Source organism: Flavobacterium sp. ZT3R18, from assembly GCF_007097385.1.
Classification (GTDB): domain Bacteria; phylum Bacteroidota; class Bacteroidia; order Flavobacteriales; family Flavobacteriaceae; genus Flavobacterium.
This window is the reverse complement of the sequence record NZ_VJZS01000001.1, coordinates 449,448-471,612: the sequence shown is the minus strand read 5'-3', so window position 1 is coordinate 471,612 and position 22,165 is coordinate 449,448. Positions and strand designations below refer to the sequence as shown.

Sequence of the window (22,165 nt, the reverse complement as noted above, 5' to 3'; positions counted from 1 at the left end):
AATTTTAAATTCCAAATACTAAAAAAATGACTTTATTCACAGCAATACAACAAGCCCAAAAACAATTACAAAATGTAGTCCCCTCTACTCCCCTAATTGAAAACTTAAATTTATCGGAGGAGTTTGGTGCGACTGTCCTACTAAAACGCGAAGACCTGCAAGTCGTTCGATCCTACAAAATAAGAGGTGCCTATAACAAAATTAGCTCCTTGACGGATGCCGAAAAAGAAAACGGAATCGTCTGTGCCAGTGCAGGGAATCATGCGCAAGGCGTAGCTTTCTCTTGCCATCTTTTGAAAATAACGGGCAAAATTTACATGCCCAAAACCACTCCCAAACAAAAAGTCAAACAAGTGCAGTTGTTTGGAAAAAACTATGTCGAAATTGTCTTGATAGGAGACACTTTTGATGACGCTTACGCAAAAGCAGTAGCCGACGCCACACTAAACAACAAAGCGTTCATCCATCCTTTTGATGATGTAGAAGTCATTGCCGGTCAAGGAACTGTTGGATTGGAAATTCTGGACACTTACAAAGAACCTATCGATTATGTATTTGTACCCATAGGCGGCGGCGGACTGGCTTCGGGTCTTTCAACGGTATTCAAACACCTGAGTCCGAATACCAAAATCATTGGTGTAGAACCTCAAGGCGCTCCTTCGATGAAAACTTCTATTGCCAATCACAAAAACACGGCATTAGACACTATCGATAAGTTTGTGGATGGAGCGGCTGTAAAACAAGTGGGCGATCTGACTTTTGCCATTTGCCAAAAAAACCTAGACGACATTATACTGGTTCCCGAAGGAAAAGTATGCACCACCATATTGCGATTGTACAATGAAGAAGCCATGGTCGTAGAACCTGCCGGAGCATTAACCATTGCCGCATTAGATTTTTACAAGGACGAAATAAAAGGAAAAACGGTAGTTTGCATTGTTAGCGGCAGCAACAACGACATCGAAAGAACCGCCGAAATCAAAGAACGTTCCCTACTCTACGAAGGGTTAATGCATTATTTTATGATTCAGTTTCCGCAACGCCCAGGAGCATTGAAGGAATTTGTAAACGACATCTTAGGACCAGATGATGATATTACTTATTTTCAGTTTGCCAAAAAGAATAGCCGCGAAGTAGGATCTGTAGTTGTTGGGTTAGAATTAAAGAATCCAAATGACATTCACGCCATCAAAGCCAACATGAATACCAAAGGTTTTGAATACCAATACCTCAACGAAAGACACGATCTGTTTACCCAATTAATAGGATAAAATAGTACCGTTTGTTATTTTAGTTTATCCAACAATCTAGTTAATTATTCCGTTACCAATTACAATACCTAACAGGTTAAAAGAAACCTGTTAGGATGACGTTTCCTAACAGGTTTCTTTTAACCTGTTAGATATAAATACAACATACAATCAAAGCATTGAAACAAAATAATACCTAATACTATAACAATTATTTTTTGTCGGTTTTCTAATTATAGCCTACCTTTGAGTAGGCTATTTTTATTCCCAAAAACAATGAAAAACAAAGACATCACAAACATAGAAGACATTAAATTATTGGTAGACACATTCTACTCCAATGTGCGAAAAGACGAACTAATTGGTTCTATTTTTGACGAGAAAATTGGCGATCGCTGGCCAGAACATTTGGAGAAAATGTACCGTTTTTGGCAAACTGTTCTGCTCGATGAACACACCTATTCAGGCAGTCCTTTCCCGCCCCACAAACAACTACCCGTAGAGAAAGAACACTTTACCCGCTGGATGGAAATTTTCACGAATACCGTAGATAGTTTATTTGCAGGTTCACTTGCTGACGAAGCCAAAATACGAGGCCAAAATATGGCAGAAATGTTCAACCACAAAATTGAGTATTTCAGGCATGAAGCGAAACATCCGCTTTTGTAATATAAAGACAGAAACCGTAATAGAAATGTTGCGGTTTTTTTAGTTTATCACACAAATAGTTGTCTTAGTTGCTATTTCATTTAAAACACTAAAAATCAGAACGAATTAAAAGAAAAATATTTTTTTATTTAAATACATTGTATAGCTATGTATTTTGCATTACATTTGAAATATGAATGAAACTTTTGTAACAAATTGGAAATCGCAAGTAAAAAAAGGGACTCTTACCTTTATTATCTTAAATGTACTCAAAGAAAATGAGTATTATGGCTATGAACTTATTGAACAAATAAGGAAACATACCGAAATAGAAATCGCCGATGGCACACTTTATCCATTAATGAATAGACTGAAAAATGAAAATTTAGTATCTTCAAAATGGGTTGAACAAGAAACAGGAATCCCAAGAAAGTATTATTGCTTAACCGATGTTGGCACCACAACACTCATTCAGATGAATGAATATTGGGAAAATTTAGCAAAATCAATAAACAAAATAATATAATGGAAATAGAAGAAATTAAATTCAGTCAAATTGCTTCGCAAAGAATATATAGCGAGTATATGAAGCGAGTAAAAAAAGCAACCCATTCGCTTTCAAAAGAAGATCAAAATGACATTTACATGGAGTTTAACAGTCATATTTACGAATCTTTACAGCATAAAAATAATGCAAATGAAATTGATTTACTACTCGACGTTATTGAAAGACTTGGAACTCCAGAGGAAGTATTAAAACCACTTGTAGCTGATAAAAAACTAGAACAAGCGACAAAAACATTTAATCCTGTTCATGTTTTTAAAGCGTTGGTTTTAAACTTCACAAATGGAATTTCATATGTGTTTTTCTTTCTCTTATATTTATTTTTGTTCGCTTTTGTTTTCCTGATTTTTGCCAAAATAATAAATCCGTCCGAAGTTGGAATGTTCGTGCAAAACAAGTCAATTATAGCAATGGGATATATCAAAACTGACGACAATGAAAACGTTACAGAAGTCTTAGGCAATTGGTTTATTCCATTTACATTACTTTGTATTTTAGTGTTTTATTTTTTGCTCACTGCATTACTAAAATTTAAAAAATCAATAAATCAAAGGAGAAAATAAAAAATAGCATTCAAAAACCAATAATCCCACAACTCCCATAGCCCAATTGAAATGAAAAGCTTTTTGTGAAAGCCGTTTTAGTTTTTCTTGTTGTGGCAAAGCGACCGGAGGAAGCTCTTGCCACAACAGTAGAAAAACAAACGGGTTCACAAAAACTTGCAATGAAAAGCTGGAATAGCTCCAAGAAAAATCTAGCGCATCAAAATCAAAACCATTGTATTACTTTTGCTACACTAACAAAACCAAATTACAATGACCAACTCTTTAAAAACAATAACTTTTCTATTCACAGCACTCTCCTATTTTACGAGTACCGCCCAAAAAGATAAAAACAAAACGGTATATCAATATGCCACAATCAATGCCTTGATGGAAGGCGGTTTTGATGGCGATATGACTCTGGCTGCATTGCAAAAGAAAGGAAGTTTCGGGATTGGGACTTTTAATGAATTGGACGGCGAAATGATTGGGTTTGACAATCATTTCTACCAAATCAAATCCGATGGAAAAGCGTATGCTGTTGTTCCTTCGCAAAAAACGCCTTTTGCCGTGGTAACGAATTTCTCTAAAGACCAAAATTTTACCAGCACTCAGACATTAGACCTCAAAAAACTCTACGCTTTGTTGGACAGTTTATCGCCCAACAAAAATTTATATGTGGGGTATAAAATCAAAGTAAAATGTCAAACAATAAAAACCCGAAGTGTCTCCAAACAAGTAAAACCCTATCCTTTGATGGTTGATGCCGTAAAAAAACAGTCGGTTTTTGAGCTGCAAACAATTTCCGGAACACTGGTTGGTTTCCGATTTCCTGAATTTATGAAAGGCTTGAATGTTCCGGGCTACCATTTTCATTTCCTTTCGGATGATAAAAAAACGGGTGGACACGTGTTGGATTTATCGGCATCTAATTTTGAAATAGAAATGGACTTCATGGATGATTTTGAGCTTCATATCCCTAACAATGAAGACTTCAACCGACTGAATTTAACCAAAACCAAAGCAGAAGACTTAGAGAAAGTAGAGAAATAATTTCGTTACTATTCAGCGCACACCAAATTAACGTAGGGTTTAAAGAAAAAACAGACACGAATTACACAAATTTGCACAAATTGCATTGTGAAATTGTTTTTTTTTTTTGTGAAATTAGACTCAATTTTAATCTTGAATTCGTGTTAATTCGTGAAATTTGTGTCAAATTTTTGTTAGGCTGAATCGTTAGATAATTTCTAATACAAAAGTTAGAATTCACTCCTTAAAGTTGTATTTTTGCATTAAAACTATATCGATTTCGTCATGAACACAAACATAGAAAGCAATCCCTTATTAGAGCGATTGCCTAAACATTTAAAACAGTTTATCAAACCACAGGATTATAGCGATTACACGCCTATCAATCAAGCGGTTTGGCGTTATGTGATGCGCAAAAACGTGAATTATCTCTCGAAAGTTGCCCACAGTTCGTATCTGGATGGTTTGAAAAAAACAGGAATTGAGGTAAACAATATTCCGAGTATGTACGGCATGAACCGCATACTAAGCGAAATTGGCTGGGCTGCCGTTGCGGTAGATGGATTTATTCCGCCCAATGCTTTTATGGAATTTCAAGCCTATAACGTATTGGTTATTGCTTCGGACATTCGACAACTCGAACATATAGAATACACTCCTGCTCCAGATATTATTCACGAAGGTGCCGGTCACGCTCCTATTATTGCGAATCCGGAATATGCGGAATACCTGCGTCGTTTTGGCGAAATAGGTTGCAAAGCCATTTCTTCGCATAAAGATTACGAAATGTACGAAGCCATACGCTTGCTTTCTATTTTGAAAGAAGCCGAAGGCACACCAAAAGCCGAAATTGAAGCTGCCGAAAAAGCAGTGGAAGATTTGCAAAATAATATGGGCGAATTATCTGAAATGGCCCAAATCCGAAACCTGCACTGGTGGACGGTTGAATATGGTTTGATTGGAACTATCGAAAACCCAAAAATATACGGCGCTGGATTATTGTCGTCTATTGGCGAAAGCGCTTGGTGCATGACGGATAATGTAAAGAAAATCCCTTATGGTTTTTCGGCAGTCAACCAAAGTTTTGACATTACCAAATTACAACCGCAACTATATGTCACTCCAGATTTTGCTTATTTGAGTTTGATTCTGGAAGAGTTTGCCAACACAATGGCCTTACGCACTGGCGGATTATCAGGAATTAACAAACTAATCCATTCGAAAGCATTAGGAACGGCAGAACTGAGTACTGGCTTACAGATTTCAGGCATATTTACAAATGTTATCGAAGAAGACGGAAAACCAATCTACTTTCAAACCACAGGAAAAACAGCTTTATCCTACCGCGAAAAAGAAATGGTAGGACACGGAACGAGTACGCATCCGGAAGGTTTTGGTAGCCCAATTGGAAAACTAAAAGGAATCAATCTGGCTATTGAAGACATGAGTCCAAGAGACTTAAAAGCCTATGGTGTTTATGAAGGCCAAACCGCTACTCTTGAATTTGAAGGTAATATAAAAGTGGTTGGAGAAATCGTTACCGGCAAGAGAAATCTACACGGCGAGATTATTTTAATTTGTTTTAAAAACTGTACCGTTACACACGGAGACACTATATTATTCCAACCGGAATGGGGGAATTATGATATGGCGGTGGGTAAAAAACTGGTTTCAGCCTTTTCTGGCCCAGCCGATGTGAATAGCTTCGATTTAATTTCGCATGTTCCTTCGAGCAAAACCATTAAAGCCAAACATACTTTCGAAAGAGACGATCTGGAAGTATTATACCAAACTGTAAGAAGCATTCGCGAATCTAATGACACAAAGACTTCATTAGAACCTATTTTTGCAAAACTACAAGGAAATCATCCAAAAGACTGGTTGCTGGCTGTAGAAATAGTTGAACTTTTGAATACCAGAAACGAATCGGATTTAATGCAACAAGTGCTACTGCATTTGGAAAACCTAAAAAAACAACGTCCCGAAATCGAAAAATTAATTTCGAATGGATTGGAGTTGATTTTTGAGAATGAGGAAACGACTCATTAAAATATTTATAGAACACGAATTTCACGAATTAGCACGAATTGGATTGCTGTAAATTGAAAATAGAATCGTTTACAAAGTAAGTTTAAATTAAAAAATTAAACACGAATTTCACGAATGGACACGAATTAATTATTCGTGCTAATTCGTGAAATTTGTGTTTAAAATACCCTATAACTTCAAATCCTGTTGCAGTTCTTTTTCGTTTGAGATGACTTTACCGTCGTATTGCAGTTTCCAACCCATCGTATTGGTCAGAATTAAAATCTTGGAGAGTTCACTTATCAAACGGTTTTGGGCATTGGATTTCAACGAAGATTTTTCGATTTTCTTGGACAAATTCGCCTTTACCGATTTATTGATTTTATTGTAATCCGCACCCGTAAATGGATTCATCTGACTTTGCTCTACGTCATAAAACTTGATGTCTGGGCTTATTTTTATTTCTTCTTTTGGGATGCTTAAAATCGTAATGGTTTTGTTTTTCTCATCAATATCGTATTTCATTTGGTGCAAATCATAGGAAACTGTAACATCGGCGTTTACAACAATCAGTGCTTTTTTCTCAAACGAAAGCATATCCATCATGTATTTTTGTTGGTTCTTATAAGTCACTACTTCCGAAAAATGTCCTTCAGTAACCACCAATTTACCTACATTCACAATTTGTTGTTGGATTAAATTGGTATTGTAATCCATCGTTGAATCATCCTCTTTCTTGAATTCACAAAATTTGAATGCCAAAACTATTGCCACTACTAATACTGCTCCAACTAAAATTCTTTTTAGCATAATTAAAATTTCATAAATGAATACTGAGCCACTAATGTAGCGATTTTCGCTTGAAGATTCAATTCGAATTTTTTATGGTTCTCCGAATGGGGATTAAACGGGCGATGTTGCAGACTTCTTTGAACACTTTCGACGGCATCCATAGTAGTATAAACCGTTTCTGAAATGGTACTTTCCTTGAATCGTTCCCAAATATAATCTACCGCCATTGGACTCGGATGTAACATATCTTCGGCATAGAAACGATAATCCCGTAGTTCGTCCATCATGATTTCGTAGGAAGGGAAAAGCCCCCTAGCCCCCGAAGGGAGAACTCCTACCGATTCCTTTAAAACGTGGTAAACCGATGTAATCAAATGCGCTTTGCTGACTTGATTTTCAACAAAGCCATCTTTGAGGTGGCGCACTGGGGAAACGGTAAAAATGAAATTGCAATCGGGATTTATAGACTGAATGAGATGTATTGTATTTTCGATACTACCTTGAATGGTTGCAACAGTAAGTAATTCTTTGGCAAACTGCTTTTGAGGTACTTTATGACAATTGGCAACTATAGCGTCTTTTTCGACATTTCGGTACACCCAAGAAGTTCCATACGTAATGATAATATGAGTTGCTTCCTGCAATTGCTTTTTGGTTTCCCTGAGAATTTGATTCAAATTCCCTAACAAATCTTCAGGATTCGAATGACTTAAATCCGAATGTACTTCAAAACAATGCCATCGCTCATTATGAAAAAAAACATCTTCTTCTGTGAATAGCGTATCATTGACAACTCTATCAATAATTCTCTCAATAGCAACGGGATTAAAAATAATTCCGAACGAATTGGTCGTACTTTGAAATTTAAAATATTGAAATTTATCTCCCATATTTTCCGCAAAGCAGGAACCCAAGGATACAATTTTGGAGTTGTAGTCTATGGGATTAGGATGATTGGGAATGGGTATTTGGGTTCTGAAGTTCATAGTTATTTCTTTCTAATACCGATAACTATCGGGCAAAGTCATTAGGCAAAGTACTCTTTTCTCGCAAAGGCGCAAAGCCGCAAAGTACAAAGCCGTTTTCTTTACGACTTAGCTCCCGATAATTATCGGGATTAATGAGGACAAATTTAACAAAATCCTTGCAAGAAATCCCATTAAACTATAGAGAGTAGAAGGTTAAAGATTATTTACTATTCTTGTAATTCCGTTTTTTATTAATGATTCATTGAAATTAATCAACAACCCTAATTTCATACCTGTTACTTTTAGATAAGTTAAAAGTTGTTTCGGATGGACATTTACAATCTGTTCAATCTATTTTATTTCTATAATCACTTTATCTTCAATTATTAAATCGGTTCTAAAACCTATATCTAAATACACCTCCTCCCAAATTACTGGCAATGGTTTCTGTCTTTCAACATTCAAACCCCGTTTAGATAATTCATAATAAAGAATAGCTTCATAAACAGATTCTAACAATCCCGGGCCAAGTTTGGTATGAATTTTATAAGAAACATCAACAACAATTCTAGAAATCTCGTTTTCAGTCATTTTTATAATTTACCACTAATATACTTAAAATCTCGCAAAGACACAGAGTCGCAAAGTTCTAAAATGTCATAATCAATATTTACAACATAAAACCTTTGCGTCTCCGCGCCTTTGCGAGACATAATTTTCTAAAAACAATCGAGCAAATTCACAAACTAAACCGCTTCTATTTTATAATAATATCTTCACATAAAACCTTTGCGTCTCTGCGCCTTTGCGAGAAATTAATAAAACCTTAGCGTGAATTACTTCACAAACTCAACCGCTTTAGCCAAAGCCTCTACAATTCCATCTACATTCTTTCCTCCAGCGGTAGCAAAGAAAGGCTGCCCTCCACCTCCACCTTGAATGTACTTCCCTAGTTCACGAACCACTTGACCCGCGTTTAGTTTTTTATCAGCCACTAACTCTTTAGAGATGTAACACGTTAACATTGGTTTTCCTTCTTCGGCTGTAGCCAAAACCAAGAACATGTTAGTTCCTAATGTACCCAATTCATAAGCCAAGTCTTTGGCTCCTTCCGGACTCAAATCAACTTGTTTGGCAAGGAACTGAATACCATTAATATCTTGTAATTCTTTAGCCAATTCCCCTTTCATATTTTTAGCTTTATCTTTCAATAAAACCTCCAATTGTTTTTTCAATTTTGCATTTTCTTCTTGCAATGAAACAACTGCTTTAATAGGATCCTGTGGATTTTTCAACACACAGTTAATCGCTGTCAATTTTTCAGACTGGCTTGCAAAATATTCTTTCACTTTAACCGAAGTAATGGCTTCAATACGACGAATTCCAGCCGCAACAGCGCCTTCACTCACAATCTTGAAATACCAAATATCAGCAGTGTTCTTTACGTGAATTCCACCGCACAATTCCATGCTGTTTCCAAATTTAATCGCACGAACCGTATCGCCGTATTTCTCTCCAAACAATGCCATAGCACCTTCTTCTACTGCTTGCGCAAAAGGAACATTACGTCTTTCTATTAACGGCAATTGCTCCTGAATTCTTGCATTTACAAAATCCTCTACTTGTTGAATTTCATCATCCGTAACTTTAGCATAGTGCGAAAAGTCAAAACGCAAATTGTTTCTGTTCACCAAAGATCCTTTTTGCTCCACATGCGTTCCTAATATAGTTCGTAAAGCTTGGTGCATCAAGTGGGTAGCCGAGTGATTGGCAGCCGACTCCAATCGTTGGTTTTCATAAACGATGGCCTTGAACGTTTCGGTAACATTTGCAGGCAAATCTTTTACAAAATGAATAATCAAATTGTTTTCTTTCTTGGTATCAATGATATAAATAACATCCCCATTTCCGGTTTCAAAATACCCTTTATCTCCTACTTGTCCACCACCTTCTGGATAAAAAGGAGTCATATTGAATACCAATTGGAAAATCTCTCCATCTTTGGCACTTTCTACTTTTCTATAACGGGTAATTTTTACCGTAGCTTCGGTGTGGTCATACCCAATAAATTCTTCGTCTTCATCTTCCATCAAAATTTGCCAATCGCCAGCTTTCACTTTTGAAGCCGCACGAGAACGCTCTTTTTGTTTTTGCAATTCAGATTCGAATTCTGATTCGTCTAATGACAACCCTTTTTCAGACAAGATCAAAGCGGTTAAATCAATAGGAAAACCATAAGTATCATATAATTCAAATGCTTTTTTACCTGAAATAACTTTTTCGGTTGAATTTGCGATTATATTGTCCAACAAAATCAATCCTTGGTCCAGTGTACGCAAAAACGAACTCTCTTCCTCACGAATCACATTGGCGCAAAGCTCTTTTTGGGATCTAATCTCAGCAAAAGAACCACCCATTTGAACACTCAAAGTTTCAACCAATTTATAGATGAACGGCTCTTTGGTGTCCAAGAAAGTAAAACCGTAACGAATCGCACGACGCAAAATTCTACGAATTACATAACCCGCTCCCGTATTCGATGGCAATTGACCATCGGCGATAGAAAAAGCAACAGCGCGCACGTGATCAGCAATCACACGAATGGCAATATTCACTTTATCTTCGGCTTCGTCTTTCGCTTTAATCGTATATTTTGAACCTGTAATGGTTTCAATTTCTCTAATAATTGGTGTAAAAACATCAGTATCATAATTCGACTGAACCCCTTGCAAAACCATACACAAACGCTCAAATCCCATTCCGGTATCTACGTGTTGTGCTGGCAATTTCTCTAGAGAACCATCGGCTTTACGATTGAATTCCATAAATACATTGTTCCAAATCTCCACCACATGCGGATGGTCGTTGTTCACTAAATCTTTACCCGAAACCAATGCTTTTTCTTCAGCAGAACGAATATCAACGTGAATTTCAGAACAAGGTCCACAAGGTCCCTGATCTCCCATTTCCCAGAAATTATCTTTCTTGTTTCCAAGAATAATTCGGTCTTCATCAATCAACGTTTTCCAAATATCCCAAGCTTCTTGGTCAAAAGGCACATTCTCATCAGGATTTCCTTCAAAAACCGAAACATAAAGAATGTCTTTTGGAATTTTATACACCTCAGTCAACAATTCCCAAGCCCAGTGAATCGCCTCTTTCTTGAAATAATCGCCAAAAGACCAGTTCCCCAACATCTCAAACATCGTGTGGTGGTAGGTATCAATCCCCACTTCCTCCAAGTCATTATGCTTTCCGGAAACACGAAGACATTTTTGCGTATCGGCAATTCTCTTGCTTTTTGGCGTTCCGTTTCCGAGGAAATATTCCTTAAACTGCGCCATTCCCGAGTTATTAAACATCAAGGTTGGATCATCCTTAAGAACAATCGGAGCCGAAGGAACAATTAAATGCCCTTTACTTTCAAAAAAATCTAAAAATTGTTTACGTACGTCTTGTGATTTCATTTTGCTGTATATTCAGTAATTCGTTGAATTATTATTTATTATTTTATCTAAAATCTATTTTCTAAAAGCCATCGTTTTCATCATCATTTGGGCGTGCCACCATTAGAAAAAGGGGCCTAATTCAGCAACAGGGTAGTAGGCCCCTTTCCCTAATGCTGTCGGGCTATTGCCATTACTTCGGTAATTTGGCGCTATCCCTCACGCGGTGCTATCAAGACCTTTATTACAAATGAAGAAATTTAGTTTTCAAAACGCTCTGCAATCCTCAAACAAAAGAAGCAGAAGCAAGAGCATCAAACCTTTAGTTCTCCCAATATCCGTAAAGACAGGCAACCATTTTATTTATTATTAAAAAAAGAGCAGAACAACTGAAACATTTATTAAATTTGTTCGACTTACCTTTTACTAATTTGCAAAAATAGGGTATTTTAAAATATGGCGAAAGTAAAATATTATTACGATTCTGTAAATCTGGCATATCGGAAGATAAAAATCAGAAAGAGACGGAAAATTGGCTTTGCCATACTGTTTTTATTAGCATCGGCTATCTTTGGGTTTCTGACCTTCATCATATTATTGAACACCCCTTATTTTGACACACCAAAAGACCGTTTGCAAGCACGCGAAATCGAAAATTTAAAATTGAATTACGCCATTTTAAACAAAAAAATGGATCAAGTAGAGGATGTTCTTGAAGATATTGAAGACCGAGACAACAATTTATATCGTGTTTACTTTAACACAGCCGCCATTCCGGAAGAAGAAAGAAAATCAGGCTATTCCAAAATAAACCGATATGCCGCCTTACAAGGTTATAACAATTCAAAATTGGTAATCAGCACCACTGAAAGAATAGATGGCTTGAGCAAAGAATTAGTCATACAATCCAAATCATTGGATGAAATTTTAAAATTAGCCAAAGCAAAAAATAAATTACTATCTGCTATTCCGGCGATACAGCCCGTAAAGAATGAAAATTTAAAACGAATGGCTTCTGGATTCGGATACCGTTCAGATCCATTTACAAAGGCCAGAAAAATGCACGAAGGAATGGATTTTACAGCCAAAACAGGAACACCAATCTTCGCCACAGGCGATGGAGTTGTAGCAAGAGCTGACAATACCGCTTCCGGATTTGGAAACCATATCGTAATTAGACACGGATACGGATACGAAACGCTTTATGGCCATTTAAGCAAATACAATTGTAGAGCAGGAAAATCGGTAAAACGAGGAGACATTATAGGATACGTAGGCAGCACAGGACGTTCCGAAGCACCGCACTTGCATTATGAAGTGCACAAAAACGGAAAAGTGGTCAACCCGCTTAATTTTTATTACGGCAATATTTCGGCAGTAGAATACGTTGCCATTTCAAAAATAGCCAACCAAGAAAATCAATCTTTGGATTAGTTTTTTTTTAAAAAAGTGGTCAGTCTTCAGCCCCGAGGCTTCGGGATAGTAATCAGTCCTAGTAGACTTCAAAAAGTGTTCAGAAAGAAATTAACATTATGATCGATTATTTAGAAATAAAAGGATACAAATCTATTAAGAGTTTAGAATTGGAACTAAAACCAATTAACATTCTTATTGGTAGTAATGGAGTGGGTAAAAGCAATTTTATTTCTTTCTTCAAACTTATTAATTCAATTTTCAATGAGCGTTTTCAAAAATATGTTTTAGAAGAAAGAGCTGATAATTTACTTTATTTTGGAAGAAAAACAACAGACCATTTATTTGGAAAACTAATATTCAACAGTGGTAACGGCAACAATAACGGCTACTTTTTCGACCTTGCCCAAACAAAAGAAGGCGGTTTATACTTTGAGAAAGAAGGTTCTGGATATAATGTGATAAGAGACAATATAAATGACAACTATTATACTTTATATAATTTAGAAGAAAGCAATATCCAAAAAAATAGTTCTTTCAGAAACAATTACTTAGCAGAACATCTAAAAAACATTCAAGTATTCCATTTTCACGACACTTCCACAACTTCTTTTTTAAGAAGAGAGAGTGATATAAATGACAATCTCTATTTGAAACAAGACGGCAGAAACCTTCCAGCATTTCTATATTTATTAAAAGTCAATCATCCTAAAATTTACACTAGAATTGAAAAGACAATACAAAAAGTTGCGCCTTACATTGAAAAATTTATTTTAGAGCCAAATCGTCTTGATGAAAATCAAATTGCGTTACGTTGGGTTGACAAAGGCGACCCTGAAAGTAATTTTTCAGCCTATCAATTATCAGATGGAACATTGCGCTTTATTGCGTTATCCACCTTATTAATGCAACCTACACCTCCAACAGTAATTATCATTGATGAACCTGAATTAGGCTTACATCCATTTGCAATAGGCAAGCTAACCGGAATGATTCAAGCGGCATCTAATAAATCTCAAATAATTATAGCAACCCAGTCACCAGGATTAATCGCTAAATTCAATCCAGAAGACATCGTTGTTATAGACAGAAGCATCCAAGAAAATCAAACTGTTTTTAGCAGATTAAATTCAGAGGATTTAAAAACTTGGTTAAATGAATTCACTCTGGGAGATTTATGGGAAAGAAATATCATTAATTCAGGGCAACCTTTTACGAAAATATAATTATGAAACGCTTAATTATAATTTGTGAAGGGCAAACCGAACAAGAATTCTGCAACGATATTTTACAGCCCCATTTTAACCAATTCGGTATTTTTATTCAAAATCCTACTATAAAGAAAACAGCAGGAGGTATTGTAAGTTGGGCTTCATTGAAACATCAAATCGAAACGCATTTTAAGCAAGATCATAAGGCATTTGTAACTACTTTGATAGACTTTTATGGTATTCACGCTTTTCATAATTATCCAAATTGGTTACAGGCCAATCAACATACAGATAAAAACATCGGAATGGATTTAATGGAGCAAGGTATGCTAGTTGATATTTCTGCTCAATACCAACAAAAATTCATTCCATACATTCAGTTACATGAGTTCGAAGGATTATTATTTTGTGATATTGATGTTTTTAATAATGGATTTGAGCAAAATGAGTTTCTGGATTACAACTATTTAGTCCAAACTATTACTGACAATCAGAATCCAGAATCAATAAACGACAGTAGTATTACTGCACCATCTAAAAGATTACAGAAAACAATTAAAGATTATTCAAAAATTACTCATGGTTGTTTAATCGCTCAAGATATAGGCATAAATAAGATACGAAAAAAATGTCCCCGCTTTAATGAATGGATTTCAAAACTAGAAAAAATATAAGCCATTAATTTGCAAAGCAAACAAAGAAGTAAATTACTAACTTGCAATACCCTTGCAAAAATTGAAACATATCTTAACAAATATTAGCATGCATATTGAACTTTCAAAAGATAAAAGATACTACAGCATAGGCGAAGTCGCCAAAGCATTTGATGTAAACGCTTCCCTGATTCGATTTTGGGACAGTGAATTTGACATACTGAAACCAAAGAAAAACGCCAAAGGAAACAGAATGTTCACCCCCGAAGACATCAAGAATCTACAGCTAATTTTTCATTTGGTCAAAGAAAGAGGTTTTACACTCGAAGGTGCCAAAACCCATTTGAAAGAAGGTCAAAAGAAAACAATGGATAAATTTGAAATTATCAGTAAATTAGAATCCATAAAAATGCAGTTGACAAATATCAAAAATGAACTTTGAAATAGCAATGGCAATTTCAATGACAATTAAAAAATAAAAAACAGAAACTTAAATATTAAACATTAAATTAAACAAACATGAAAAGATTTTTGCCTTGGATTATCGTAGCAGTAGTAATCATTGGAATTTACAGCTGGGTTAAGGGAATTAACAACACAGCAGTTACATTAAGTCAAACCGTTGAGCAATCCTGGGGAGATGTGCAAACCGCTTACCAAAGAAGAAATGACCTTATCGGAAACTTAGTAAATACCGTAAAAGGAGCGGCCGATTTCGAAAAAAGCACTTTAACCGCTGTAATCGAAGCACGTGCCAAAGCGACTTCAGTAACTATTGACCCAAAAAATATTTCTCCAGAACAATTAGCAGCATTCAATTCGGCTCAAAGTGGTGTAAGCAGTTCTTTGTCTAAATTATTAGTATCTGTAGAACGTTACCCAGAATTAAAAGCCAATGCTAACTTCTTGAAATTACAAGATGAATTGGCCAGTACAGAAAATCAAATCTTGACTGCTCGTACACGTTTCAACGAAGCGGTTATGCCTTATAATACACACATCAAAACCTTCCCAAACTCTATGTTTGCAGGAATGTTTGGTTTCAAAGAAAAAGCGTATTTCCAAGCGGTAACGGGAGCAGAAAAACCTGTTGAAGTAAAATTCTAAAAAAGATTTAAAATTTTTGATTAACGATTTTTGATTGCAGAATGAATAATTCTAAGATCAAAAATCGTTAATCTTCATTCAAAAATAATTTCCATGTCAAAAGTAGAAGAATTTTTAAGCAAAGAAGAAGAACAAGAAATTGTTGAAGCTATTCGAATAGCCGAAAAAAATACTTCTGGCGAAATTAGAGTTCATATAGAAAAAACAACTTCCATCAATCCTTATGATCGTGCTACAGCAGTTTTTCATGAATTAAAGATGGATGAAACCGAACTCAAAAATGGGGTTCTTATCTACCTCGCCGTTGATGATCATCACTTTATTATTTGTGGAGACAAAGGCATTAACGATTTAGTCGAACCCGATTTTTGGGATTGCACCCGTGATGTGATGGCATCTCAATTTAAAAAAGGAGACTTTAAGCAAGGCCTTGTCGATGGAATACTGAGAGCAGGAGAGCGATTACAAAAATATTTCCCTTGGCTAGAAGGCGACACCAACGAATTAACAAACGAAATCTCTAAAGGGTAATGAAAAAAAGGCAGAAGGCAGAAGGCAAAAGGCAGAAGGCAGAGAGCACAAATCATTTGGCAAAAGCAAGATGGAAACTATTTCTTTATGTTTTCCTTTTCTTAAATAGTGGTTTTCTATTTGCTCAATTTACAATTCCGGAGAAACCTAGTTTTCAAACTTCGGTTTACGATTATGCCAAAGTTTTGAGTCCAGAAGAAAAAGCACAACTCGAAGAAAAACTCATCAAATATTCCGATTCTACGTCTACTCAAATTGTAGTAATCACAATTGAAAGTCTCAAAAATGAAGACGTTAGCCAATTAGCGACTAAATGGGCTCATACTTGGGGATTGGGACAAGCCAAAGAGGACAATGGTGTTATCATTCTTTTAGCCAAAGCAGAAAGAAAAATAGCCATCAATCCTGGTTACGGTCTTGAAGATCGATTAACCGCCGGAATTGGAGGAGAAATAATCAGGAACATTATCGTTCCCGAATTTAAAGCCGGTAGTTATTACAAAGGTTTAGACAAAGGTGCAGACGCCCTTTTTGATGTTTTCAAAGGCAAATACAAAGGAGAACGCAAACAAACTAAAGGGAAAGATTTCCCTATTTTCCCGTTCATTGTTATTGTTGTGATTATTTTGGTTTTACTATCAAAAAACAAAAATAGTGGTGGAGGTGGAAATTCTGGCAACCGTGGAGGCGGAGGCCCTAGCCTACTCGACGTTATCATCCTAAGCAGTCTCGGAAGAGGTGCCGGTGGTGGTTTTGGCGGATCTTCAGGTGGTGGTTTTGGAGGCGGAGGTGGTGGCTTCGGAGGCGGATTTGGCGGAGGCGGATTCTCTGGTGGAGGTTCGAGCGGAGGCTGGTAAAACGATACAAATACAAAAGAGAGTTCGATGCGGACTCTCTTTTGCATTTTGTAGAAAAAAATCAGGGCATTGTTTGAATTTAAAAAAAGAACTATATTTGATATTTCCTTTTCTTCTCAAAATAGAATCCCTTACACTTTACATTCATTATAAACATCAATAGTCAATAATGCTTTCACAAAAGACCAAATACGCCCTTAAAGCGCTCCTTTATTTAGCACAACAAGACGAGAACCACATTTCAAGAACAATTGAAATTGCGGAAGGAGCCTCTATTCCTAAAAAGTTTTTGGAGCAAATACTTTTGGATTTAAAGAGAGGTCATTTTGTAGGCAGCAAACAAGGAAAATTTGGCGGTTATTATCTTTTAAAACCAACAGAAAGCATCACTTTGGCTGATATTCATCGCTTATTTGATGGTGCCATCGCATTACTCCCCTGCGCTTCATTGAATTTTTATGAGCGTTGTTCGGATTGTGTAAGCGAGTCGGAATGTCTGTTACGACACGGATTGATGACTATTCGCGACGAAACTTTGAAAGTCATGCAAGGCATCACAATCGCCTCATTGGTAAAAAAATAAAAAAACATCTTTTAAACTCTACCTTTTTTGTAGAGTTTGGTATATTTGCAGTAAATTTAAAAAAACTTCATGAAAATCTTCAGAATCCTTTGCCTATTATTTATCTGTTTTGTTTCCAGAGCGCAAACGGAAAAAAACGTAGATCATCAAAGTTTGCTTTGGACACGTTATTACAGCCATTTGACATTAAACAATAAATGGTCTCTACACACAGAGTTTGACAATCGGGTATTCCTAAAACCTACCGAAGAAAATTTATATTTAATCCGATTACAAGGACGTTATAAAATCAATAATGAATTTGAAACAGGAGGTGGATTTGCCTATTTCTCTGTAGCCACACAAGATCCCGATGTTACCAATGATTTTAATGTACCTGAATACAGAACTCAACAAGACATCACATGGAAACAAGATATAGGTAGAGTAACTCTGAATCAACGTTTTCAAGTCGAGGAACGTTTTATTCACAATGCCAACAAAGAAGAATTACTTCCGGGAACCACTTTTTCTTGGAGATTTAGATACCGACTTCAAGGGGAATATTCCTGTTGGAAAAAGGAAAATCAGTATTTAAAAGCAATTGTATATGACGAATTGATGATCAATGCTGGAGAAAGTATTATTAAAAACACCTTTGACCAAAACAGAATCTATGCCGCTTTACAATATGGAGTCAACAAAAATATCGCATTAGAATTGGGGTATCTAAAAAGTTTCCAACAACGCGCCAGTGGTGTGGATTATTTTGACCGAGATATTATTCGGTTTACCTTTTTCCATAAAATAAACGGTTACAAAAAGAAGTAACCTATTCAGGTTGCAGTTTTCAGTTTTCAGTCGCAGTTTTCAGAGTTGACAGCAAAACATTGCGACTAGCTTTCTTAAAAAAACTAATCTGTTTTTACTACTGCTTTCAAAATTAGTTTGTTCAGCTATATTCTAAAATAAATAGCATTAAATTGTAACCATATAAGAAATATAAGGTCCTTTAAGTTAGGACATAAAAAGCAACGCCTTGTTTTTTCTTACATTTCTTACATGGTTAATCTTTTGATCCCGATCCCGACGCTTCGGGAGTCATGAGTTTTTTTTTATTTTCTGTAAAAGGAATACAAGTTGAAAACGGTTTATTATAGAATTTAGCGGTTTGTTCCAGCAAAACGGATTGTATTCTTCTCCCGTAACTATTCAAAACAATCTGATCCAAAAAAAAGTCCCGAATTTCTTCGGGACTTTCTGTTTTTATTTTTCTCTAATATAAATATCAATTGGCACTCCCGAGAAGTCCCAATTTTCTCTAATCTTATTTTCAAGGTAACGTTTGTACTGTTCCTTTACATATTGTGGCATATTGGCAAAAAACACAAACTGAGGTGTTGGTGTTGGCAACTGCATACAATATTTAATTTTCACATATTTACCTTTGGTTGCAGGTGGCGGATACGCTTCAATCACCTTCAACATAAACTCATTGAATTTTGAAGTTGGAATACGTTGTTGTCTATTTTCATACACTTTAACCGTTGCTTCCAAGGCTTTCAACAAACGTTGTTTCGTTAACGCCGAAACAAAAAGAATAGGCACATCGGTAAACGGCATTAATTCTTTTTTAATTTTCTCTTCATAATCACGGGTTGACATGGTTTCTTTTTCAACCAAATCCCATTTGTTCACCAAGATTACAACACCTTTACGGTTTTTCTCGGCCAACCAAAAAATACTTTGATCTTGTCCTTCAAATCCTCTAGTAGCATCAATAATCAAGATACAAATATCAGCATGCTCAATCGCACGTACCGAACGCATCACCGAGTAAAATTCTAAATCTTCTTTTACTTTAGCTTTACGACGAATTCCTGCCGTATCCACCAAGTTAAACTCAAAACCAAAACGGTCGAATTTAGTATCAATAGCATCACGAGTGGTACCCGCAATATCAGTTACCATAAAACGTTCTTTACCAATCAATGCATTGATAAAACTAGATTTCCCTGCATTAGGACGACCCACTACAGCAAAACGAGGCAAAACTACCTCTTCTTGAACCGGTTCTGGTTTCACTGGAAAAGCATCAATCAACGCATCCAATAAATCCCCTGTTCCGCTACCAGAAATACTGGCAAACGTATAATATTCACCCAAACCAAGGTTATAAAACTCAATAGCATCTTTTTCACGCATGGCATTATCCACCTTGTTCACAGCCAATAAAACGGGCTTGGTCACTTTACGCAACAAACGGGCAACAACGTCATCCATTGGAGTAATCCCCTCTTCAACATCTACCACAAATATAATAACATCAGCTTCGTCGATAGCCAATTCTACTTGTTTACGTATCTCGCCTTCAAAAACATCATCCGATCCACGAATGTATCCTCCCGTATCAATCACAGAAAACTCTTTTCCGTTCCACTCGCTTTTACCGTAGTTTCTATCTCTGGTAACCCCAGAAACTGAATCTACAATAGCTTCTCTTCTTTGTATCAGCCTATTAAAAAGGGTTGATTTCCCTACATTAGGTCTTCCTACTATCGCAACAATATTGTTCATAATATAAATTCAAATATTTACTTCGCCCGTTCAACTGCTTCGCCGTTTCGGGCTGCAAAGGTAGTGTTTAAAACCATGAATATCAATTTTTTTGGTATATTCGCTATACCTTATTCACTTAACCACTTCATTTCTAAATTTATGGACACTAATAATGAGATCCGTTTGCGTTTGCGATTCTACAAAGAAGTCAATCAGGACATCGATTCACTGCGTCAAAAATTCATACAATTCACCACAACGAATTCTCCGGATTTCATTCTAAAAATAAAAGAATACCACATTTGGATCAACATTAAAGGCGCCAAGAAAGCTTATTGGTCGCCTCATTTGCATCTCGAAATGGAATCCAAAGGCGAAAATCAAACCCACATTAGAGGTTTATTTGGCCCCGATCCTAATCTATGGACGTTTTTCATGTTTTTACATTTTATGATAGCGGGTACTTTCATCATTTTTTGCGGCATCGCCTATTCCCATTACGTTCTAAAAGCATCCACAACTGGCGATTTTGTCGTGATGTCCCTAATGGTTTTCGCGTGGTTTCTACTCTACGTTATCGCCAAACAAATCCGAAGCAACGGCGAAAAACAAATGAATGACATCGAAAAAATATTTTTGGAAATTATAGAATCATAAGTACCGTTTTCAGTCGCAGTCGCAGTCACAGTTTTCAGAGTTGTCTGCAAACTTTATAATTCATTTTCTTAACAAATTTGCAAAAAAGTACATCCGTTTTAACACTGTTTTTGAGACTGAAAACTGAGAATGAATACTAAAAACCTTTCGATCTGGGCTAAAAAAAAATCAGCATTAGAACAAATTCCAATACTGATTTTAACTTATTTTATTTTAGCCTTTACTCTCGAACCAATTCACTGAAAACTGAGACTGAGACTGAAAACTTATTGATTATACCCAAAACGCTTCAACATATTCGCGTTGCTTCTCCAGTTTTTATTCACTTTAACATACAATTCAATATGGATTTGTTTCCCAAAGAATTTCTCTAAATCTGCACGGGCTTCCGTTCCTACTTTTTTCAGAGCAGCACCTTTGTGACCAATGATTATTCCTTTTTGTGTATCACGTTCCACCATAATCAAAGAACGAATGCGGATGATATTCTCATCTTCAAAAAATTCTTCGGTTACGATTTCTACTGCGTATGGAATTTCTTTGCTGTAGTTCAACAATATTTTTTCACGGATAGTTTCATTTACAAAGAAACGTTCCGGTTTATCCGTCAATTGATCTTTTGGGTAATAGGCTGGCGATTCTGGCAATAATGAAATAATTCTTTGAAAAACTTCGGGTACATTAAAATTCTGCAAAGCGGATATAGGATAAATCTCGGCATTTGGAACTTTGGCTGTCCAAAAAGCCACTTGCTCTTCTAATTGCGCTTGATTCGAGTTGTCAATTTTATTCAACAACAACAAAACTGGAATTTTAGAATGAATGATTTTATTAAAGAATGCTTCGTCCTTTAATTCCTGTTCGCCAATCTCTACCATATAGATTAAAACATCGGCATCTTCAAAAGCGGACTTTACAAAATTCATCATCGATTCCTGCATTTCGTAGGCCGGTTTGATGATCCCAGGCGTATCCGACAAGATCATTTGAAAATCCTCCCCGTTTACAATCCCCAGAATCCTATGACGTGTTGTTTGTGCTTTTGATGTAATAATTGATAACCTTTCACCTACAAAGGCATTCATTAACGTTGATTTCCCAACGTTTGGATTCCCTATGATGTTTACAAAACCTGCTTTATGTGACATTTTAAATATAATTTATGCTGCAAAGGTAGTCATATCAAGTCAATAGATAAAATAAAACATTTTTTAAAAATTTGTGTTGGAAATACAATAATTCGTCGTACCTTTGCACCCGAAACAACGCGGGATAGAGCAGTAGGCAGCTCGTCGGGCTCATAACCCGAAGGTCACAGGTTCGAGTCCTGTTCCCGCTACTAAG

The 22,165-nt window shown here is 36.1% G+C and carries 21 protein-coding genes, 1 tRNA gene and 1 pseudogene; 17 read left to right on the top strand and 6 right to left on the bottom strand.

Annotated features, from left to right (window positions below):
- Positions 1-26 precede the first annotated feature (26 nt).
- The 6 genes from ilvA (at position 27) to FNW52_RS02045 (ending at position 6,086) form a co-directional block, all read left to right on the top strand.
- Complete coding sequence (gene ilvA / locus FNW52_RS02070; protein ID WP_143375755.1) at positions 27-1,271, top strand: threonine ammonia-lyase IlvA; 1,245 nt, start codon at positions 27-29, stop codon at positions 1,269-1,271.
- A 255-nt stretch (positions 1,272-1,526) separates the two neighbouring features.
- The gene (locus tag FNW52_RS02065; RefSeq protein ID WP_143375754.1) at positions 1,527-1,919 is read left to right on the top strand and encodes a group III truncated hemoglobin; all 393 of its coding nucleotides are present in this window, start codon (positions 1,527-1,529) and stop codon (positions 1,917-1,919) included.
- A 172-nt stretch (positions 1,920-2,091) separates the two neighbouring features.
- A complete protein-coding gene (locus tag FNW52_RS02060; RefSeq protein ID WP_143375753.1) occupies positions 2,092-2,424 on the top strand; it encodes a PadR family transcriptional regulator in 333 nt (110 codons plus the stop codon).
- Positions 2,424-3,026, top strand: coding sequence for an HAAS domain-containing protein (locus FNW52_RS02055; protein WP_143375752.1), 603 nt, complete (start codon positions 2,424-2,426; stop codon positions 3,024-3,026). The genes FNW52_RS02060 and FNW52_RS02055 overlap by 1 nt, the downstream gene beginning before the upstream one ends.
- A 252-nt stretch (positions 3,027-3,278) precedes the next feature.
- Positions 3,279-4,058: an acetolactate decarboxylase gene (budA, locus tag FNW52_RS02050; protein ID WP_143375751.1), complete on the top strand. Its 780-nt coding sequence runs from the start codon at positions 3,279-3,281 to the stop codon at positions 4,056-4,058.
- A gap of 264 nt (positions 4,059-4,322) precedes the next feature.
- A complete protein-coding gene (locus FNW52_RS02045; RefSeq protein ID WP_143375750.1) occupies positions 4,323-6,086 on the top strand; it encodes an aromatic amino acid hydroxylase in 1,764 nt (587 codons plus the stop codon).
- Positions 6,087-6,254: 168 nt separating this feature from the next.
- Here FNW52_RS02045 and FNW52_RS02040 read toward each other — a convergent pair whose 3' ends face one another.
- From FNW52_RS02040 to alaS, 4 genes and pseudogenes are all read right to left on the bottom strand, one after another.
- The gene (locus tag FNW52_RS02040) at positions 6,255-6,875 is read right to left on the bottom strand and encodes a DUF4230 domain-containing protein (protein WP_143375749.1); all 621 of its coding nucleotides are present in this window, start codon (positions 6,873-6,875) and stop codon (positions 6,255-6,257) included.
- 2 nt (positions 6,876-6,877) lie between these two features.
- Positions 6,878-7,843 (bottom strand): GSCFA domain-containing protein, encoded by a 966-nt coding sequence (locus FNW52_RS02035; protein WP_143375748.1) that lies wholly within the window; start codon positions 7,841-7,843, stop codon positions 6,878-6,880.
- A gap of 195 nt (positions 7,844-8,038) precedes the next feature.
- A pseudogene (locus tag FNW52_RS02030) lies at positions 8,039-8,416 on the bottom strand (GxxExxY protein).
- 245 nt (positions 8,417-8,661) lie between these two features.
- On the bottom strand, positions 8,662-11,292 hold the full coding sequence (gene alaS, locus FNW52_RS02025) for an alanine--tRNA ligase (protein ID WP_143375747.1): 2,631 nt from the start codon (positions 11,290-11,292) through the stop codon (positions 8,662-8,664).
- A gap of 435 nt (positions 11,293-11,727) precedes the next feature.
- Between alaS and FNW52_RS02020 the strand changes: the two genes are divergently transcribed.
- From FNW52_RS02020 to FNW52_RS01980, 9 genes are all read left to right on the top strand, one after another.
- Positions 11,728-12,705 (top strand): M23 family metallopeptidase, encoded by a 978-nt coding sequence (locus FNW52_RS02020; RefSeq protein ID WP_143375746.1) that lies wholly within the window; start codon positions 11,728-11,730, stop codon positions 12,703-12,705.
- Between the two features lie 98 nt (positions 12,706-12,803).
- Positions 12,804-13,910 carry an AAA family ATPase gene (locus tag FNW52_RS02015; protein ID WP_143375745.1) on the top strand — a complete coding sequence of 369 codons (1,107 nt, stop codon included), beginning with the start codon at positions 12,804-12,806 and terminating at the stop codon, positions 13,908-13,910.
- 2 nt (positions 13,911-13,912) lie between these two features.
- On the top strand, positions 13,913-14,569 hold the full coding sequence (locus FNW52_RS02010; RefSeq protein ID WP_143375744.1) for a DUF4276 family protein: 657 nt from the start codon (positions 13,913-13,915) through the stop codon (positions 14,567-14,569).
- Positions 14,570-14,657: 88 nt separating this feature from the next.
- Positions 14,658-14,990: a MerR family transcriptional regulator gene (locus FNW52_RS02005; RefSeq protein ID WP_143375743.1), complete on the top strand. Its 333-nt coding sequence runs from the start codon at positions 14,658-14,660 to the stop codon at positions 14,988-14,990.
- Between the two features lie 77 nt (positions 14,991-15,067).
- The gene (locus FNW52_RS02000; protein WP_143375742.1) at positions 15,068-15,655 is read left to right on the top strand and encodes a LemA family protein; all 588 of its coding nucleotides are present in this window, start codon (positions 15,068-15,070) and stop codon (positions 15,653-15,655) included.
- A 93-nt stretch (positions 15,656-15,748) separates the two neighbouring features.
- The gene (locus FNW52_RS01995; protein WP_143375741.1) at positions 15,749-16,186 is read left to right on the top strand and encodes a TPM domain-containing protein; all 438 of its coding nucleotides are present in this window, start codon (positions 15,749-15,751) and stop codon (positions 16,184-16,186) included.
- Entirely contained in the window at positions 16,186-17,043 is an 858-nt protein-coding gene (locus FNW52_RS01990) for a YgcG family protein (protein WP_143375740.1), read from the top strand. The genes FNW52_RS01995 and FNW52_RS01990 overlap by 1 nt, the downstream gene beginning before the upstream one ends.
- Before the next feature lie 169 nt (positions 17,044-17,212).
- Positions 17,213-17,626 carry an Rrf2 family transcriptional regulator gene (locus FNW52_RS01985; protein ID WP_143375739.1) on the top strand — a complete coding sequence of 138 codons (414 nt, stop codon included), beginning with the start codon at positions 17,213-17,215 and terminating at the stop codon, positions 17,624-17,626.
- Positions 17,627-17,695: 69 nt separating this feature from the next.
- Positions 17,696-18,436 (top strand): DUF2490 domain-containing protein, encoded by a 741-nt coding sequence (locus FNW52_RS01980; protein WP_143375738.1) that lies wholly within the window; start codon positions 17,696-17,698, stop codon positions 18,434-18,436.
- Positions 18,437-18,871: 435 nt separating this feature from the next.
- On the opposite strand, the gene der is transcribed toward FNW52_RS01980, so the two are convergent.
- Positions 18,872-20,182: a ribosome biogenesis GTPase Der gene (gene der / locus FNW52_RS01975; protein WP_143375737.1), complete on the bottom strand. Its 1,311-nt coding sequence runs from the start codon at positions 20,180-20,182 to the stop codon at positions 18,872-18,874.
- Between the two features lie 141 nt (positions 20,183-20,323).
- Here der and FNW52_RS01970 point away from each other — a divergent pair, with 141 nt between their 5' ends.
- Complete coding sequence (locus FNW52_RS01970) at positions 20,324-20,821, top strand: hypothetical protein (protein WP_143375736.1); 498 nt, start codon at positions 20,324-20,326, stop codon at positions 20,819-20,821.
- A 266-nt stretch (positions 20,822-21,087) separates the two neighbouring features.
- On the opposite strand, the gene era is transcribed toward FNW52_RS01970, so the two are convergent.
- The gene (era, locus tag FNW52_RS01965) at positions 21,088-21,969 is read right to left on the bottom strand and encodes a GTPase Era (RefSeq protein ID WP_143375735.1); all 882 of its coding nucleotides are present in this window, start codon (positions 21,967-21,969) and stop codon (positions 21,088-21,090) included.
- A gap of 118 nt (positions 21,970-22,087) precedes the next feature.
- On the opposite strand from era, the gene FNW52_RS01960 reads away from it, so the two are divergent.
- Positions 22,088-22,160, top strand: a tRNA-Met gene (locus tag FNW52_RS01960).
- Positions 22,161-22,165 lie beyond the last annotated feature (5 nt).

Coding starts and splice junctions, on each gene's coding strand:
- era (WP_143375735.1), bottom strand. CDS start 21,969: ATGTCACATAAAGCAGGTTTTGTAAACATCATAGGGAATCCAAACGTT.
- FNW52_RS01970 (WP_143375736.1), top strand. CDS start 20,324: ATGGACACTAATAATGAGATCCGTTTGCGTTTGCGATTCTACAAAGAA.
- FNW52_RS02045 (WP_143375750.1), top strand. CDS start 4,323: ATGAACACAAACATAGAAAGCAATCCCTTATTAGAGCGATTGCCTAAA.
- FNW52_RS02055 (WP_143375752.1), top strand. CDS start 2,424: ATGGAAATAGAAGAAATTAAATTCAGTCAAATTGCTTCGCAAAGAATA.
- FNW52_RS02060 (WP_143375753.1), top strand. CDS start 2,092: ATGAATGAAACTTTTGTAACAAATTGGAAATCGCAAGTAAAAAAAGGG.
- FNW52_RS01985 (WP_143375739.1), top strand. CDS start 17,213: ATGCTTTCACAAAAGACCAAATACGCCCTTAAAGCGCTCCTTTATTTA.
- FNW52_RS02005 (WP_143375743.1), top strand. CDS start 14,658: ATGCATATTGAACTTTCAAAAGATAAAAGATACTACAGCATAGGCGAA.
- FNW52_RS02065 (WP_143375754.1), top strand. CDS start 1,527: ATGAAAAACAAAGACATCACAAACATAGAAGACATTAAATTATTGGTA.
- FNW52_RS02000 (WP_143375742.1), top strand. CDS start 15,068: ATGAAAAGATTTTTGCCTTGGATTATCGTAGCAGTAGTAATCATTGGA.
- FNW52_RS02020 (WP_143375746.1), top strand. CDS start 11,728: ATGGCGAAAGTAAAATATTATTACGATTCTGTAAATCTGGCATATCGG.
- FNW52_RS01980 (WP_143375738.1), top strand. CDS start 17,696: ATGAAAATCTTCAGAATCCTTTGCCTATTATTTATCTGTTTTGTTTCC.
- budA (WP_143375751.1), top strand. CDS start 3,279: ATGACCAACTCTTTAAAAACAATAACTTTTCTATTCACAGCACTCTCC.
- FNW52_RS02035 (WP_143375748.1), bottom strand. CDS start 7,843: ATGAACTTCAGAACCCAAATACCCATTCCCAATCATCCTAATCCCATA.
- FNW52_RS01990 (WP_143375740.1), top strand. CDS start 16,186: ATGAAAAAAAGGCAGAAGGCAGAAGGCAAAAGGCAGAAGGCAGAGAGC.
- FNW52_RS02040 (WP_143375749.1), bottom strand. CDS start 6,875: ATGCTAAAAAGAATTTTAGTTGGAGCAGTATTAGTAGTGGCAATAGTT.
- FNW52_RS01995 (WP_143375741.1), top strand. CDS start 15,749: ATGTCAAAAGTAGAAGAATTTTTAAGCAAAGAAGAAGAACAAGAAATT.
- ilvA (WP_143375755.1), top strand. CDS start 27: ATGACTTTATTCACAGCAATACAACAAGCCCAAAAACAATTACAAAAT.
- der (WP_143375737.1), bottom strand. CDS start 20,182: ATGAACAATATTGTTGCGATAGTAGGAAGACCTAATGTAGGGAAATCA.
- alaS (WP_143375747.1), bottom strand. CDS start 11,292: ATGAAATCACAAGACGTACGTAAACAATTTTTAGATTTTTTTGAAAGT.
- FNW52_RS02010 (WP_143375744.1), top strand. CDS start 13,913: ATGAAACGCTTAATTATAATTTGTGAAGGGCAAACCGAACAAGAATTC.
- FNW52_RS02015 (WP_143375745.1), top strand. CDS start 12,804: ATGATCGATTATTTAGAAATAAAAGGATACAAATCTATTAAGAGTTTA.